At 70.0% G+C, this 13,685-nt stretch carries 14 protein-coding genes; 5 read left to right on the forward strand and 9 right to left on the reverse strand.

Annotated features, from left to right (window positions below):
- Positions 1-108: 108 nt before the first annotated feature.
- Together D7Y11_RS26705 and D7Y11_RS26710 are read left to right on the forward strand one after the other, a co-directional pair.
- Positions 109-1,638, forward strand: coding sequence for an acyl--CoA ligase (locus tag D7Y11_RS26705; protein WP_126935122.1), 1,530 nt, complete (start codon positions 109-111; stop codon positions 1,636-1,638).
- Complete coding sequence (locus D7Y11_RS26710) at positions 1,635-2,645, forward strand: 2-dehydropantoate 2-reductase (RefSeq protein WP_126935123.1); 1,011 nt, start codon at positions 1,635-1,637, stop codon at positions 2,643-2,645. Before D7Y11_RS26705 ends, D7Y11_RS26710 begins: the two co-directional genes overlap by 4 nt.
- On the opposite strand, the gene D7Y11_RS26715 is transcribed toward D7Y11_RS26710, so the two are convergent.
- The 3 genes from D7Y11_RS26715 to eno are packed head-to-tail and all read right to left on the reverse strand — an operon-like array spanning position 2,642 to position 5,663.
- A complete protein-coding gene (locus D7Y11_RS26715; protein WP_233605116.1) occupies positions 2,642-3,526 on the reverse strand; it encodes a M23 family metallopeptidase in 885 nt (294 codons plus the stop codon). The two genes, D7Y11_RS26710 and D7Y11_RS26715, sit on opposite strands and share 4 nt — an antisense overlap.
- 44 nt (positions 3,527-3,570) lie before the next feature.
- Complete coding sequence (gene surE / locus D7Y11_RS26720) at positions 3,571-4,362, reverse strand: 5'/3'-nucleotidase SurE (RefSeq protein WP_120578263.1); 792 nt, start codon at positions 4,360-4,362, stop codon at positions 3,571-3,573.
- 2 nt (positions 4,363-4,364) lie between these two features.
- The gene (eno, locus tag D7Y11_RS26725) at positions 4,365-5,663 is read right to left on the reverse strand and encodes a phosphopyruvate hydratase (RefSeq protein ID WP_120578248.1); all 1,299 of its coding nucleotides are present in this window, start codon (positions 5,661-5,663) and stop codon (positions 4,365-4,367) included.
- Positions 5,664-5,743: 80 nt separating this feature from the next.
- Here eno and D7Y11_RS26730 point away from each other — a divergent pair, with 80 nt between their 5' ends.
- Entirely contained in the window at positions 5,744-6,832 is a 1,089-nt protein-coding gene (locus tag D7Y11_RS26730; RefSeq protein WP_120578262.1) for an ADP-ribosylglycohydrolase family protein, read from the forward strand.
- Positions 6,833-6,936: 104 nt separating this feature from the next.
- Here the strand turns inward: D7Y11_RS26730 and D7Y11_RS26735 are convergent, their stop codons facing one another.
- The 4 genes from D7Y11_RS26735 to D7Y11_RS26750 all read right to left on the reverse strand — a co-directional run bounded on the left by D7Y11_RS26735 (position 6,937) and on the right by D7Y11_RS26750 (position 9,428).
- Complete coding sequence (locus D7Y11_RS26735) at positions 6,937-7,116, reverse strand: hypothetical protein (RefSeq protein ID WP_043321424.1); 180 nt, start codon at positions 7,114-7,116, stop codon at positions 6,937-6,939.
- A gap of 419 nt (positions 7,117-7,535) precedes the next feature.
- Positions 7,536-7,961, reverse strand: coding sequence for a type II toxin-antitoxin system RatA family toxin (locus D7Y11_RS26740; protein WP_120578247.1), 426 nt, complete (start codon positions 7,959-7,961; stop codon positions 7,536-7,538).
- A gap of 48 nt (positions 7,962-8,009) precedes the next feature.
- The gene (gene glpX / locus D7Y11_RS26745) at positions 8,010-8,975 is read right to left on the reverse strand and encodes a class II fructose-bisphosphatase (RefSeq protein WP_121754530.1); all 966 of its coding nucleotides are present in this window, start codon (positions 8,973-8,975) and stop codon (positions 8,010-8,012) included.
- A gap of 42 nt (positions 8,976-9,017) precedes the next feature.
- Positions 9,018-9,428 carry a thioesterase family protein gene (locus tag D7Y11_RS26750; protein ID WP_120578245.1) on the reverse strand — a complete coding sequence of 137 codons (411 nt, stop codon included), beginning with the start codon at positions 9,426-9,428 and terminating at the stop codon, positions 9,018-9,020.
- A 93-nt stretch (positions 9,429-9,521) separates the two neighbouring features.
- Between D7Y11_RS26750 and D7Y11_RS26755 the strand changes: the two genes are divergently transcribed.
- Positions 9,522-11,135 carry an alkaline phosphatase family protein gene (locus tag D7Y11_RS26755; protein WP_120578244.1) on the forward strand — a complete coding sequence of 538 codons (1,614 nt, stop codon included), beginning with the start codon at positions 9,522-9,524 and terminating at the stop codon, positions 11,133-11,135.
- A 139-nt stretch (positions 11,136-11,274) separates the two neighbouring features.
- On the opposite strand, the gene D7Y11_RS26760 is transcribed toward D7Y11_RS26755, so the two are convergent.
- A complete protein-coding gene (locus D7Y11_RS26760; RefSeq protein ID WP_120578243.1) occupies positions 11,275-11,964 on the reverse strand; it encodes a hypothetical protein in 690 nt (229 codons plus the stop codon).
- Positions 11,951-12,601 carry a recombination-associated protein RdgC gene (gene rdgC, locus D7Y11_RS26765; protein ID WP_120578242.1) on the reverse strand — a complete coding sequence of 217 codons (651 nt, stop codon included), beginning with the start codon at positions 12,599-12,601 and terminating at the stop codon, positions 11,951-11,953. Before rdgC ends, D7Y11_RS26760 begins: the two co-directional genes overlap by 14 nt.
- Positions 12,602-12,791: 190 nt before the next feature.
- On the opposite strand from rdgC, the gene D7Y11_RS26770 reads away from it, so the two are divergent.
- Positions 12,792-13,685: D-alanyl-D-alanine carboxypeptidase (locus D7Y11_RS26770; RefSeq protein ID WP_233607401.1), on the forward strand; the 894-nt coding region annotated here is incomplete at its 3' end.

Raw genomic sequence — 13,685 nt, forward strand, 5'->3', positions numbered from 1 at the left:
TATAGCAGCACTCCGCGAGCAGAAGGCCCCAAGCCCGCGAACAAAGCGGTTGCCCCTGGGGATCCACGGCCATATTCGGATGAGGACCCCGAGGACGTGGAGCCCGGCATGGTGCGGATGGACACCCTCGAAGCACTGCTCGCACGTGGACGGACGGAGGACGTAGCGCTCGGTGCGCCCGGCAGGCAGGGCATGACGTACGGCGCGCTGCGGGACCTCTCCGCGACGGTCCGTGAGCAACTGAATGCGTGGGGCCTGGGACAAGGAGACCGTGTCGCGCTGGTGCTCCCCAACGGACCGGAGGTGGCGGCGGCCTTCCTCGCCGTGGCGAGCGGCGCGACGACCGCGCCGCTCAATCCCGCCTATCGCGCCGACGAACTGGCGTTCTACCTGGACGACCTCAAGGCCCGTGCCCTCATCGTGCTCGAAGGAGCGGAGGGACCGGCTCGCGAGGTCGCGCGCGAACGCGACATCCCGCTCATCGAACTGCGTCCGACGCAGGAGGGGTCCGCGGGGCACTTCACGCTCGTGGCCGTGCAGCCGTTATCAGGCACGGCGCACCGGCCCGGCCCGCCCACCGCGGAAGATGGCGCGCTGGTGCTGCACACGTCGGGCACGACGGCGAGGCCCAAGCAGGTGCCGCTGACGCACGCGAACCTCAGCGCCTCCGCGCGGCACATCGGCGCGCATTTGGGCCTGGGTCCCACGGATGCGTGCCTCAACATCATGCCGCTGTTCCACATCCACGGGCTCGTGGCTGCGGTGCTTTCAAGTCTGGGGGCCGGTGGCCGCGTGGTGTGCACTCCCGGGTTCAACGCCCTGCGCTTCTTCTCCTGGTTCGAGGAGGTCCGCCCCACCTGGTACACGGCCGTTCCCACCATGCATCAAGCGCTGCTGGAGCGAGCCCACCGCAACGTGGACAGCCTGAAGGACCACCGCCTGCGATTCATCCGGTCCTCGTCCGCGTCGCTGCCGCCGCAGGTGATGGAGGAACTGGAGCGCGTCTTCGGCGTGCCCGTCATCGAGAGCTACGGCATGACGGAGGCCGCGCACCAGATGGCCTCCAACCCGCTGCCGTCGCGTCCCCGGTACGCGGGCTCGGTGGGGCTCGCCGCCGGGCCGGAGGTCGCCATCATGGGCGATGCGGGCGCGCTGCTGCCTCCAGGTGCGCTGGGCGAAGTGGTCATCCGGGGACCCAACGTCATGTCTGGCTACGTGAACAACCCCGAGGCCAATGCGCGCGCCTTCACCCACGGGTGGTTCCGCACGGGCGACCAGGGGACGCTCGACGCGCAGGGCTACCTGCGGCTCACCGGACGGCTCAAGGAGCTGATCAATCGCGGCGGGGAGAAGGTGAGCCCGCTGGAGGTGGACACCGTGTTGCTGGATCATCCCGCCGTGCAGCAGGCCGTGACGTTCGCCCTGCCCCACCCCAAGCTCGGCGAGGACGTGGCCGCGGCCGTCGTGCCTCGCGAGGGCCACACTCCCACCGAGCGCGAGCTGCGCGACTTCGTGGCCTCACGCGTGGCGGACTTCAAGGTACCCCGCCGGATCGTCTTCCTCACGGAGCTGCCCAAGGGCCCCACCGGCAAGGTGCAGCGCATCGGGCTCGCGGAGCGGCTGGGGCTCACGTCATGAGGATCGCCATCTTCGGCGCGGGCGCCATCGGCAGCTTCCTGGGCGTCAAGCTGCTCCAGGCCGGCGCGGACGTCACCTTCATCGCACGAGGCGCCCACCTGGACGCGATGCGCGCCCACGGCGTCACGCTCACCAGCGGCGGTGAGACGGTCACCGTGCGTCCACATTGCACGGACACGCCCGACGACGCAGGCCCGCAGGACTACGTCTTCCTCACGCTCAAGGCCCACGCCCTGTCCGCGGCCGCGCCTCAAATCGCCCGGCTGCTGGGCCCGGAGACGGCGCTCGTCACCGGCATCAACGGTGTGCCCTACTGGTACTTCCACGGACTCGAAGGCCCGTACGCGGGCCGCCACATCGAGAGCGTGGATCCAGGCGGCGTGATTCTGCGCACCCTGCCTCCCGAGCGCGTCATCGCCACCGTGGTGTATCCGGCCGCGGAGGTCGTCTCTCCCGGCGTCATCGTGCACACGTACAACGACCGCGTGACGCTCGGCGAACCCGACGGCAGCAAGAGCCCGCGCGTGCAGGCCCTGTCGCAGCTCATGATGAAGGCCGGGCTCAAGTCGCCCGTGCGCCCGCGCATTCGCGACGAAATCTGGGTGAAGCTCTGGGGCAACCTCGCCTTCAACCCACTGTCCGTGCTCACCGGCGCGACGCTCGACGTCCTCGCTCGCCAGCCGGACCTGCGCTCCGTGGCCCGCACGATGATGCTGGAGGCGCAGTCGGTGGCGGAAACGCTGGGCACGCGCTTCCTCATCGACGTGGACCAGCGCATCCAGGGCGCGGCCCAGGTCGGCGCGCACAAGACGTCCATGCTCCAGGACCTGGAGCGCGGGCGCCCCATGGAAATCGACGCGCTGCTGGGCGCTGTCGTGGAGCTGGGCCAGCTCACCGGCAAGCCCATGCCCACCTGCGAGAACATCCTCGCCCTGGTGCGAGAGCGCGCCCGCCACGCCGGAGGCTACCCGCCCCGCGCAACGCCCCCCGCTCCCGAAGTGACCTAGTCGTTCGCGGACGGCATCACGCCCAGGTACTCCAGCGGATCCGCCGGCTTGCCGTCCACGCGCACCTCGAAGTGGACGTGCGGACCGGACGTGCGGCCGGACTCGCCCACCGTGGCGATGACCTGCCCGCGCCGGACCTTCTGCCCCGTCTTCACGCGCAGGTCGCGGTTGTGCGCGTAGAGCGTAATCAGCGGCGCCGCGTGCTCCACGATGACGATGAGGCCGTAGCCCTTCTGCTCGCCCGCGTAGAGGACCGTGCCCTCCTGCGCCGTCTTGACGGGCGTGCCCGCGGGCGCCGCCAGGTCGATGCCGTCGTGCGGCTCCTTGCCCTTCTTGCCGAAGCGGCCATACAGCACGCCCCTCAACGGCCAGTCGAGCAGCCCCTGCGTCGCGAGCCTCGGACGCGACGGCGCGCCCGGACGCCCCGACACCACGCGCGCACGCGGCGGGTCCTCGCGGCGCGACACCGCCGGCACCGAGCGGCGCGGCGTGGACACCGGCGCCTGCCCCGGCTTGGAGAGCACCAGCTCCGGCTCCTCGTCGGACAGCGGCCCCGGGTCGCCGTACTTCGGCGGCTCACTGCCCGGAATCAGCAGGTCCTTTCCCACCGCCAGCTCACGCGGATCCTTGATGCCGTTGGCCCGCGCCAACTCCTCCACCGTGATGCCGTACGTCTTGGCGATGCGGTACATCGTCTCGCCCGCCGCCACCCGGTGGCGCACCGCCACCAGCTCCGGCTCCTCGTGCGTGGGCCTCAGCGCGAAGGCCAACGGCTTGCCGTCACGCGTGGAAGCAGGCAGCGCGCCTGTCGTGTCCAGCTGCGAGGAGGAAGCGGCCTGGGTGCCCACGCAGCCGCTGAACAGCGCGGCCGCGAGCAACACCCAGAGCGCCCTGCCCGCTCGGCTGGAGCCGCCCGGCACCAACCTCAGGCACCGCCGCCCGAACCGTGCCGCTTGAAGCCCTGCAGGTTCCACCCCGAGAGCTCGGGGATGCGACCGTGGTCGGTCATCTCGAAGTGCAGCGGCGTCACCGACACACGCTTCTCGTCGATGACGGTGTTGCAGTCGCTGCCCGGGATGTCGTCGTGCGCGTACTCCGTGCCGCCAATCCAGTAGTACTTGCGGCCGCGCGGGTCCTCCTTCTCCACGACGTTGCTGCCGTAGGAGTGCCGCCCCTGCTTCGTGATGACGTAGCCGTCCGGCTCCACGCCGCCGGGGATGTTCACGTTGAGGAGCATCCGGGGCGGCAGGGGCCTCGACAGAGCCTCCGTCACCAGCGCCCGCGCGAAGCGGCCCGCCGGCCCGAAGTCGAACGGACCCCGCGTCACCAGGCTGAACGCGATGGCCGGGATGCCCAGGAACGCGGCCTCCATGGCCGCCGCCACCGTCCCGGAGTACATGATGTCGTCCGCCAGGTTCGCGCCGTGATTGATGCCGGAGACCATGAGCTGGGGACGATTGTCCTTCAGCAAGTGGTTCACCGCCAGATACGAGCAATCCGTGGGGGTGCCGTCCACGGCGAACCACCGCTCGCGCACCTCCTTGATGCGCAGCGGCCGGTGCAGGCTGATGGCATGGGAGGCGGCGCTCTGCTCGCGGTCAGGCGCCACCACCCACACCTCGCCCAGGGGGCTCACCGCCTCCACGAGCGTCTGCAGCCCTTCGGAGAAGTAGCCGTCGTCGTTGGAGACGAGGATGCGGGGGCGCGTGGTGCTCACGGTCACTGCTTCTTCGCGAGCGAGCGGAAGGCGGACCGGCCCGCGTACCGCGCACCGGCGCCCAGCTCCTCTTCAATGCGCAGGAGCTGGTTGTACTTGGCCACGCGGTCGGAGCGCGACGCCGAGCCCGTCTTGATCTGCCCGCAGTCCAGCGCCACCGCCAGGTCCGCGATGGTGGTGTCCTCGGACTCGCCGGAGCGGTGGCTCATGATGGACGTCATGCCCGCCTTGTGCGCCATGCGCACGGCGTCGAACGTCTCCGTCAGCGAACCAATCTGGTTCACCTTCACCAGGATGGAGTTCGTCGTGCCCATCTCGATGCCCTTGGACAGACGCTCCACGTTGGTGACGAAGAGGTCGTCGCCCACGAGCTGCATCTTGTCACCCAGCGCGTCGGTGAGCTTCTTCCACCCCTCCCAGTCATCCTCCGCCATGCCGTCTTCAATGGAGATGATGGGGTACTTCTGGGACAGGCCCCGGTAGTACTCCAGCAGGCCCTGCGAGTCGTACTCCTTGCCCTCGCCCTTGAGCTTGTACTTCTTGGAGCCCTTGTCGAAGAACTCGCTCGCGGCCACGTCCAGCGCGAGGAACAGCTGCTCGCCCGCCTTGAAGCCCGCGGCGTCGATGGCCTCCATGATGAGCTTGAGCGCCTCCTCGTTGGCCGGCAGGTCCGGGGCGTAGCCGCCCTCGTCGCCCACGCCCGTGGCCAGCTTGCGGCCCTTCAAAATCTTCTTGAGCGCGTGGAACACCTCCGCACCCCAGCGCAGGCCCTCCGCGAACGTCTTCGCGCCGGCGGGCACCACCATGAACTCCTGCACGTCCACGCGGGTGTCCGCGTGCGCGCCGCCGTTGAGGATGTTCATCAGCGGCACGGGCAGCGTGCGCGCCTGCAGGCCGCCCACGTAGCGGTACAGCGGCAGGCCGTGCGCGTCCGCCGCGGCGCGCGCGGTGGCCATGGAGACGGCGAGGATGGCGTTGGCGCCCAGCTTGGACTTGGTGGACGTGCCGTCCAGTTCGATCATCCGCTGGTCCACGGCCACCTGGTCCACGGCGTCCATGCCGATGAGCGCCGGCCCGATGGTGTCGCGCACGTGGTCCACGGCCTTGCGCACGCCCTTGCCCAGGTAGCGGCCCTTGTCCCCATCACGCAGCTCGTGCGCCTCGTGCTCGCCGGTGGAGGCACCGGAGGGCACCGTCGCGCGGCCACGCGAGCCGCCCACGAGCAGCACTTCGGCCTCCACGGTCGGATTGCCACGGGAATCGAGCACTTCACGCGCCAGGATTTGAGCGATCTCGGTCATAGGGCGCCGGTTCTACGAAGCACGGGCGGAACGGGCAAGCACGCTCGCACAGGCCGCCTGCTACAGTGTCCAGCCGCCGAATGCCTCCTCCTCCCAAGCGCCGCCTCACGGGCCCCGACCCGCTCCCCGGTCAGCGCGCCCGGGGCGCCCTCCTGGGCCTCGCCATCGGCAACGCCCTGGCCGTCCCCGTCGCGGGCAAGCCCCTCTACGCGCCGGCCTTCCCCCAGCTCGCCGAGGGGCCGTACCTGGGCATGTACGGAGGCGGCCCGCACGACCTGCGCAAGGGGCAGGTGACGGAGCCCACCCAGCTCGCGGTGGCGCTGGCCTTGAGCCTGCGCGACATGAAGCGTTACGACGCGGGGGACGCCCTCAAGCGCTACCGGGCCTGGCAGCCGCACGCCATCTCCGTCAGCGACCCCATGAAGGAGCTGTTCCAGGAGTGTGACGCCAGCCTCCCGCCCCAGGTGAAGGACGCCGGCAAGCGCGTGTGGCAGAAGAACTTCCGGAGGCTGGCCCCCGCGGGCGCCCTGCCGCGCGTGGTGCCCCTGGGCGTGCTCCTGACAAAGGACTCCTTCGCCCTGGCGAAGGCGGCGCTGGAGGACACCGCCCTCACCCACTTCGACCCGCGCAGCCAGCTGGCCGGCGCGGGGCTGTGCGCCGCCATCGCCAAGGCGGTGACGGGCGGCCCGAACCTGAAGGCCGCCGACCTGCTGCCCGCCGCGGAGGTGGGCATCTCCCTGGCTGCCGCCGCCCTGGGGAAGACGGAGAAAGATTACGTCCAGGAGGTGACCTTCGCCGCGAAGCTCCTGCGCGAGGACCTGGCCCTGGCGGCCCAGGACGACCCGCAGCTCTACGGCCCGGAGCTGCACATGCACCGGCCCGGCAATAACGCGGTGCGTGCGGCGTTCCGGCTGGCCTTCTGGGAGCTGCTCCACGTCCCCACCGCGGAAGGGGCGCTCCTGGACGTCGTCCACCGGGGCGGCGACACGGAGGTCCACGCCTCCGTCACCGGGGCGCTGGTGGGCGCCTTCCACGGTGAAGGAGCGCTGCCGGAGGAATGGCGCCAGAAGGTCCTTCTGGCCCTCCAGCCCTACAACCCCCTCCAGAAGGGAACGGTGCTGTGGGAGGTGTACCACCCCCGGCACCTGCTGCTGCTGGCTCCGGGGTGAGGAAGCCCGCAAGTGCGAAGCCCGCGGGGGCTGTCCGTTGAGGGACAGCCCGGCGCGGGCTCCGGGACACGCCGTGGCTCCGGGGCCACGGGTGGGATGGGTCATCAGCCGAGAAGGTCGATGACGACGACGCCTCGTGACGGCTTCTCTTCCTCGGTGTCCGTCCTCCGGTGGGGACGGTCATCGGGTGCAGGCAGTGGGAGCTCCACCACCGGCCGCTCGTAATCCTCGCGGCGGAGCCGCTCGCGGCGCTTGATTTCTTCAATGATGAACGCGTCGAGCATGGGTTCGGTTTCTCCCTCAGCCTACGTACCCCGATGTACGCCCGCCGTCCCGCCCCCTTACCACTTCCACATCTCTTTGATGCAAATTAAGAACCCCGGTTTCTTTCTGGGGATGGCGCCCTGATTCTGCATGGCTGCTCGTCCACCTCCTGACATCCGGGACAGTGCAACCGTGCCACGGATGTCAGGGAAGTGTCCGTGGACGTTCAAAATTCGCATGATCCTAATGGGTCCGCCGCGCGCCGCAACACGACTCACTTCAGGTGGCCCCCCTCCGCTCGCGTGGCACGGCTCCAGCCTGAAAGGGACCGCCCGCCTTCCTGCTCCCTTGCACGGCACGGGCCGTACGGGATGACAGGCAGGCGGGCGGAAAACTGACGCGCGAGGTCAGGGGTGACGAAAGCTGTCGACGAAAGCCGTCAGGGGGCTTCCGAGCGGCGCTTGAAGGCCTCCAGCATCTTGGGGAGCTGGGTTTCCGTCAGGGTGTTGATGATGGCCTTGGGGATGAGGGCGCCCAGGGCCATCTCCACGTTGTAGGTGGCGCGCGTCTTGCCCTCGCCCTCGGGCTCCAGCGTCCAGCTGCCCTTGTTGTCCTTCATCACCTCACCCTCGACGAAGGTCCAGGACATGCGCTTGGGGCGCTCCTCGGTGACGCGGATGGTGTAGCGGATGCGCTTCACCACATCGACCTCGTAGTGCACCTGGACGGTGTTCCCCTGGCGCTGGGAGGTGGAGACCTTCTTCACCTCCGGGAGGAACTCCGCGTAGCGGTCGTAGTTGGTGATGATGTCGAAGACCTTCTCGACGGGGGCGTTGATGGTGATGGTGCGCGTGGCGCCGGCCATGACGGTGTCTCCGGAAGGCTTGAGGAACGGGCGAGGCTGCCGGACAGCTTACGGCGCGTAGCCCGGCTTCTTGTCGAACTTGTGGATGGACTGGATGAAGCGGACGGTGCCCGTCTTGCTGCGCATGACGACGGAGTGCGTCTCACAGCCGCCGCCGAAGAAGCGCACGCCCTTGAGGAAGTCGCCGCTCGTCACGCCCGTGGCGGCGAACATCACCTCACCGCGAGCCAGCTCCTCCGCGGTGTAGATCTTGTGGATGTCGGTGATGCCCATCTTCTTGGCGCGGTCGATCTCCCCCTGGTTGCGAGGCACCAGCCGACCCTGCAGGTCGCCGCCGGTGGCGCGGATGGCGGCCGCGGCGATGACGCCTTCCGGCGCGCCGCCAATGCCCATGAGCACGTCCACGCCGGAGCCCTCGAAGCAGGTGGCGATGGCGCCCGCGACGTCACCGTCCTCGATGAGGCGCACGCGCGCGCCCGCGGCGCGGACCTCCTTGATGAGGTCGGCGTGGCGCTCGCGGTCGAGGATCATGACCGTGAGGTCCTCCACGTAGAGCTTCATGCGCTCCGCGATGGCGCGCAGGTTCTCCGTGGGGGACTTCGTCAGGTCGATGGCGCCCCTGGCGCGCGGGCCCACGGCGATTTTCTCCATGTACGTGTCGGGCGCGTTGAGCAGGCCGCCGTGGCTGGACATGGCCACGACGGAGATGGAGCCCGGGCGGCCGTAGGCGCACAGGTTGGTGCCCTCCAGCGGATCCAGGGCGATGTCCACCTCGGGGGCGCCGGCGGTGCGGGCGCCGACGCGCTCACCGATGTAGAGCATGGGCGCTTCGTCGCGCTCGCCCTCGCCGATGACGACCGTGCCGTCGATGTTCAGCGCGTCGAAGGCGCGGCGCATCGCGTCCACGGCGGCCTGGTCGGACTCGTCCTTGTTGCCGCGGCCCATGAGGCGGGCGGAGGCGATGGCCGCCATCTCGGTGACGCGCACGACCTCCATTGCCAGGTTGCGATCCATTGTCGGGTGCTCCTCGTTCGGGAATTCGGGAAGGGAAAAAGGTCAGGTGTCGGAGTCGTCCGCGGCCTTCAGGCGGGCGATGGCTTCGGGCAGCCGCTGCGGTTTGCCGTCGCGCCCCACGCAGGCGTGCAGGGTGCGGCCGGTGCACAGCAGCGTGGGGGAGTCACCGTCGCGCAGCAGCTCGTAGGTGAACACGAGTGACGCGCGGCGCAACTCTCCCAGGGTGGTGCGGATGAGGAGCATGTCGTCGTAGCGCGCGGACGCCTTGTAATGGGCGCTGGCCTCCACCACGGGCAACAGCAGCCCGGTGCTCTCCAGTTCGCGGTAGCTGCCTCCGTGGGCACGGAAGAACTCGCTGCGGGCGAACTCGAAGTAGCGGAAGTAGTTCGCGTAGTAGACGACCCCCATCTGATCCGTGTCGCCGTAGATGACGCGCAGCCGTGCCTCGACCATTGAGGCGCCCATATCAGGGCGGGGTGACGTGTCCAAGCGGTGGGCGCGCATGTTGGTTGCTTCTGTTCATCCGGCCGGAGAGGCTGCCGCACCATGTCGCGCCTGATTGCCGCCCTCCTCGTCCTGTTCGCCCTGCCCGCCTCCGCCAAGGCCCCGAAGCTCACGCTGTTCATCAGCGTGGACGCCATGGGCAGCGACGTCCTGTTGAGAAACCGTCCGCGCCTGACAGGGGGCCTGGGCCGGCTGCTCTCCACGGGCGCCTACTACCCCTACGCCCGGTACGCCTACGCGGAGGCCCGGACGGCGCCGGGCCACGCCACGCTGGCCACGGGCGCGAACCCCTGGCGCCACGGCATCGTGGACAACGACATCTACGACCGCGCGGCCGGCCAGGCGGTCCAGGTCTACACGGACCCGACGCATCCGGTGCTGAACGGGGAGACGCCTCCAGGGTCGGACACCAGCCCGGTGAACCTGATGGCGGAGACGCTGGCGGACCGGCTGCGCGTGTCCACGCAGGGCCGGGGCAAGGTGGTGGCGCTGTCCTACAAGTCGCGGGCGGCCATTCCGCTGGCCGGGCGCCAGGGTCAGGCCTGGTGGTTCGACGAGTCGACGGGCCGGATGGTGACGAGCACCTGGTACGCGAAGGCGGAGCCCGCGTGGATGCAGGCGTTCAACGCGCGCAAAATGCCGGACGCGGCGTTCAGCAAGACGTGGGAGCTGTTGCGTCCGCGCGCCGAGTACGTAGGCGAGGACGACCGCCCCATGGAGCCGGAGGCCTACGGCATGGGCCGCGTGTTCCCGCATGAGCTCAAGGGCGGGCTCCAGGCGCCCGGGCCGGCGTCGTACCGGGCGTTCGCGGTGTCGGGGTTCTCGCATGACCTGCTGGTGCAGGCGGCGAAGGCGGCGCTAGAGGGCGAGGGCCTGGGCAAGGACGACGTGCCGGACATCCTGGCGGTGAGCTTCAGCGGGACGGACGCGGTGTTCCACGCGTTCGGGCCGTACTCGTGGGAGATGCAGGACACGATGCTGCGGTTGGACGTGGCGATGGGGGAGCTCATCGCCGCGGCCGAGCGCGCGGCGGGGGGCAAGGCGAACCTGGTCATCGCGTTGTCGGCGGACCACGGCGGCGCGGAGATTCCGGAGGCGTGGGCGCAGGCGGGCGTGCCGGCGGCGCGGCTCAACCCGGTGGAGGCGGCGAAGGGCCTGGCGCAGGAGCTGAAGGCGAAGTTCGGCGTGGACGTGACGGTGAAGCTGCTGGAGCTGGACGTGTACCTGGGTGGCAAGGCGCTGGAGTCCGGACAGGTGGACGCGGTGGCGGTGCGGCGCGCGGCGGCGGTGTGGCTGGCGAAGCAGCCCTATGCCGTATGGGCGGTGGCGAAGGACGACCTGGACACGGCGCCGGACCAGGGAGGCCTCATGGCGGCGATGCGCCGTGGCTACTACCCGGTGCGCAGCGGCGACGTGCTGTTCATGGCGAAGCCGTTCCAGGTCGTCAGCGACTACCCGCGCGGCACGAACCACGGCACGCCGTATTCGTACGACACGCAGGTACCGGTGGTGTTCGCCGGCAAGGGCGTGAAGCCGGGGCTGTTCCTGGAGGAGATCAACCCCGTGGACGTGGCCCCGACCCTGTCCGCGCTGCTGGAGATGGGGATGCCCGCGTCGGCGGAGGGCAAGCCTCGCGTGGAGGCGCTGGTGAAATGAAGGTGCTCTGTCTGGAGGAGCCCGGTCCAATGCTCCGGACTCACACCTTCACCGTCGGGAAGTCCTGACGCGGCGCCGTCCAACGCGAGTTGAACGCGTTGGACGGCGGCGCGAGAACGGTGGACCCCAGCCGGATGTTTCAGCCCCGGGCGGCGCGGGCGTCACGGCCCTTGGCGCGGGCGGCCTTGGAGAGCAGGTCGCTCCCCTTCTCCTCGCCCTTCATCCACGCCTTCAGCGCGGGCACCACCTGCTTGCTCCAGGCGCGGCCGGCACGCACGGCCAGGAAGTCCTGCACCAGCGCGTCCACGATGGCGGAGAGCTGCTCGGTCAGCTCCAGACGCTCGGAGAGCTGATCATCCTCTTCCTCCGTCATGAGCGCGGGCAGCTTGGCGGCGCGGATGTCCAGGAACTCGGAATCGAGGGTGACTTCGTATTCGCGCTCGCCGTGCGAGATGCGCAGCCGCGCCTGGGACACCAGCAGGCCCCGGTCCAGCGAGTGGCGCACGTTCTCCGAATACGGCGCCAGCGTGCCCTTGGCGCTCATCTCCGTGACGTCGCCCGCCACGCCGCGCAGCACCACCTTGCCCAGGTAGAGCACCACCACGCCCGCGCCGGCGTGCTCGACCAGCGGGTCGCCCGACTCCGAGCGCCACAAGAGCCACGTCATGAACTCGCGGCCCAGGTAGGCCCGGCCGCGCAGCAGCTGTTCGCGGGCCTTGCCCTTTTCGACTTCGGCTTCGTCCTTCTCCTCCTCGGTGGCGGCACCATCCACGCCGACATCGCCCCGAGCGAACGCCGCCTCTTCCCTCGCCTGCTCACGCTTCGCCATGGGTGTCCTCCACCGAAGCCGTCGCCGGCAGGTCCATGCCAATGAGCTCCGCCGTGGGGCCCAGGGCCTTCTCGTCGATGCCCGCGCGCTGCGCCATGGACGCGGGCGTGATGCCAATCACCTTCACCGCCAGGGCGCCTTCCAGCGCCACGCAGATTTCATCCACCGTCTTTCGCGACGCGGCCCAGACCTGCACCGTGTGCGTCTTCAGGTTCCACGTCACGTCCAGCGTGCTGGTGCGCGGCACCGCGCGCTGACGCAGGAGCTGCTTCAACTCCGCGCGCTGCTTGTTCTTCTCCGCGCGCGCGGGCGGCCGGCCGTTCTCCTTGCCGAAGGCGGCGGACCACTTGTCCAGCTCCGACTTCATCATCGACGCGGGCACCTTCAGCGTGTCGATGCGGAAGGAGAAGAGGGCGTACTCGCCATAGTAGAGGTTGCCGGTGGCGAACTCGGAGGACTCCGGGTTCTCCAGCTCGACAAAGCCAGCGGCGCGCTCCTCCTCGGAGCGGCGGTCGATGGGCTCGAACGCATGGGACTTGAGTCCCTTGGTCATCCAGCGCTTGACGTCGGACGGCGCATCCTTGGCCGGCTCGGTCCGGAAGCGCGAAAAGGTCACTGCACCACGTAGGACAGGCATGGGGCGCGGCAGGATGGGGGTCGCGTGGCGTCGCGTCAAGGCACTCGGTGTGGCTGGACGCGAAGGGCCGGGAATAGCCCCCGCCGATATTCGTTCGGCCGGGCTCCGTCCAACCGTGCACGTCTCCGCCCCACCCCGCTGGCGGGAATCCATGACAGTCCCAGGCACGCGACATACGGTGGCCGCCGCCATGCGCCGCGCACTCCTCTCCGCCAGCGTCGTTGCCCTCTTCCTGTCCGCCTGCACCCACACGGCCGCCACGCCGGACGGCGCCCCGCGCGACACGCTGCCCGGAGTCACCCGGGCCCTGCTGGAGACCCTGGAGGCGGACGGCGCGCTCGCGGGCGCGTACGTGGTGGACGCACGCACCGGCGAGCCCCTCTTCACCCACCGCGAGAACGTGCGGCTGTTGCCCGCGTCCACGATGAAGGTGGTGTCCACCTCCGCCGCGCTGTCCGCGCTGGGAGCGGACTTCCGCTTCACCACCCCGGTCTTCCTGGAGGGCTCGCAGGCGGGAGGCCTGTTCCTGGGCGACGTGGTGGCGCAGGCGTCCGGGGACCCGTCGCTGGGGTCGTGGCGCTTCCCGGAGACGGCGCTCGCGTGCGACCGCGTGGCGGAGGCCTTCCAGGCGCGCGGCATCCACCAGTGGCGCGGCAACGTGCGCATCTCCGGCACGGACGGCATGGACGGCGGCATGGGCCCGGGCTGGGCCTGGGATGACGCGGCCTATGCCTACAGCGCGGCGCCCACGCCCTTCGTCTTCCGCGAGAACGTGGTGGACCTGGCGCTGGCGCGCGCCCCCGGTGCCACCTGCGCGGACGCCCCTTCTGTCCAGTGGACGCCCACCTTCGCCACGCTGTCCGCGGTGGTGAACGTGGACGTCAACGCCGAGCGCGCGAACCTGGCCTGCGTGCGCGGAGGCGGCGGAGTGCGCTGCACGTGGCGCTCGCCCACCGGCGGGCCGTGCCCCCAGGCCGCCGCGGTGAAGCTGTCCGTGGACGCGCCGGAAGCCCTCTTCGCCGCGTGCGTGGACGACGCGCTGGCTCGGCACGGAATCACGCGGCTGCCGCTGTCCCTTGAAGCC

The sequence above is a fragment of the Corallococcus sp. AB018 genome (assembly GCF_003986945.1).
In the GTDB taxonomy this organism is placed as follows: domain Bacteria; phylum Myxococcota; class Myxococcia; order Myxococcales; family Myxococcaceae; genus Corallococcus; species Corallococcus exiguus.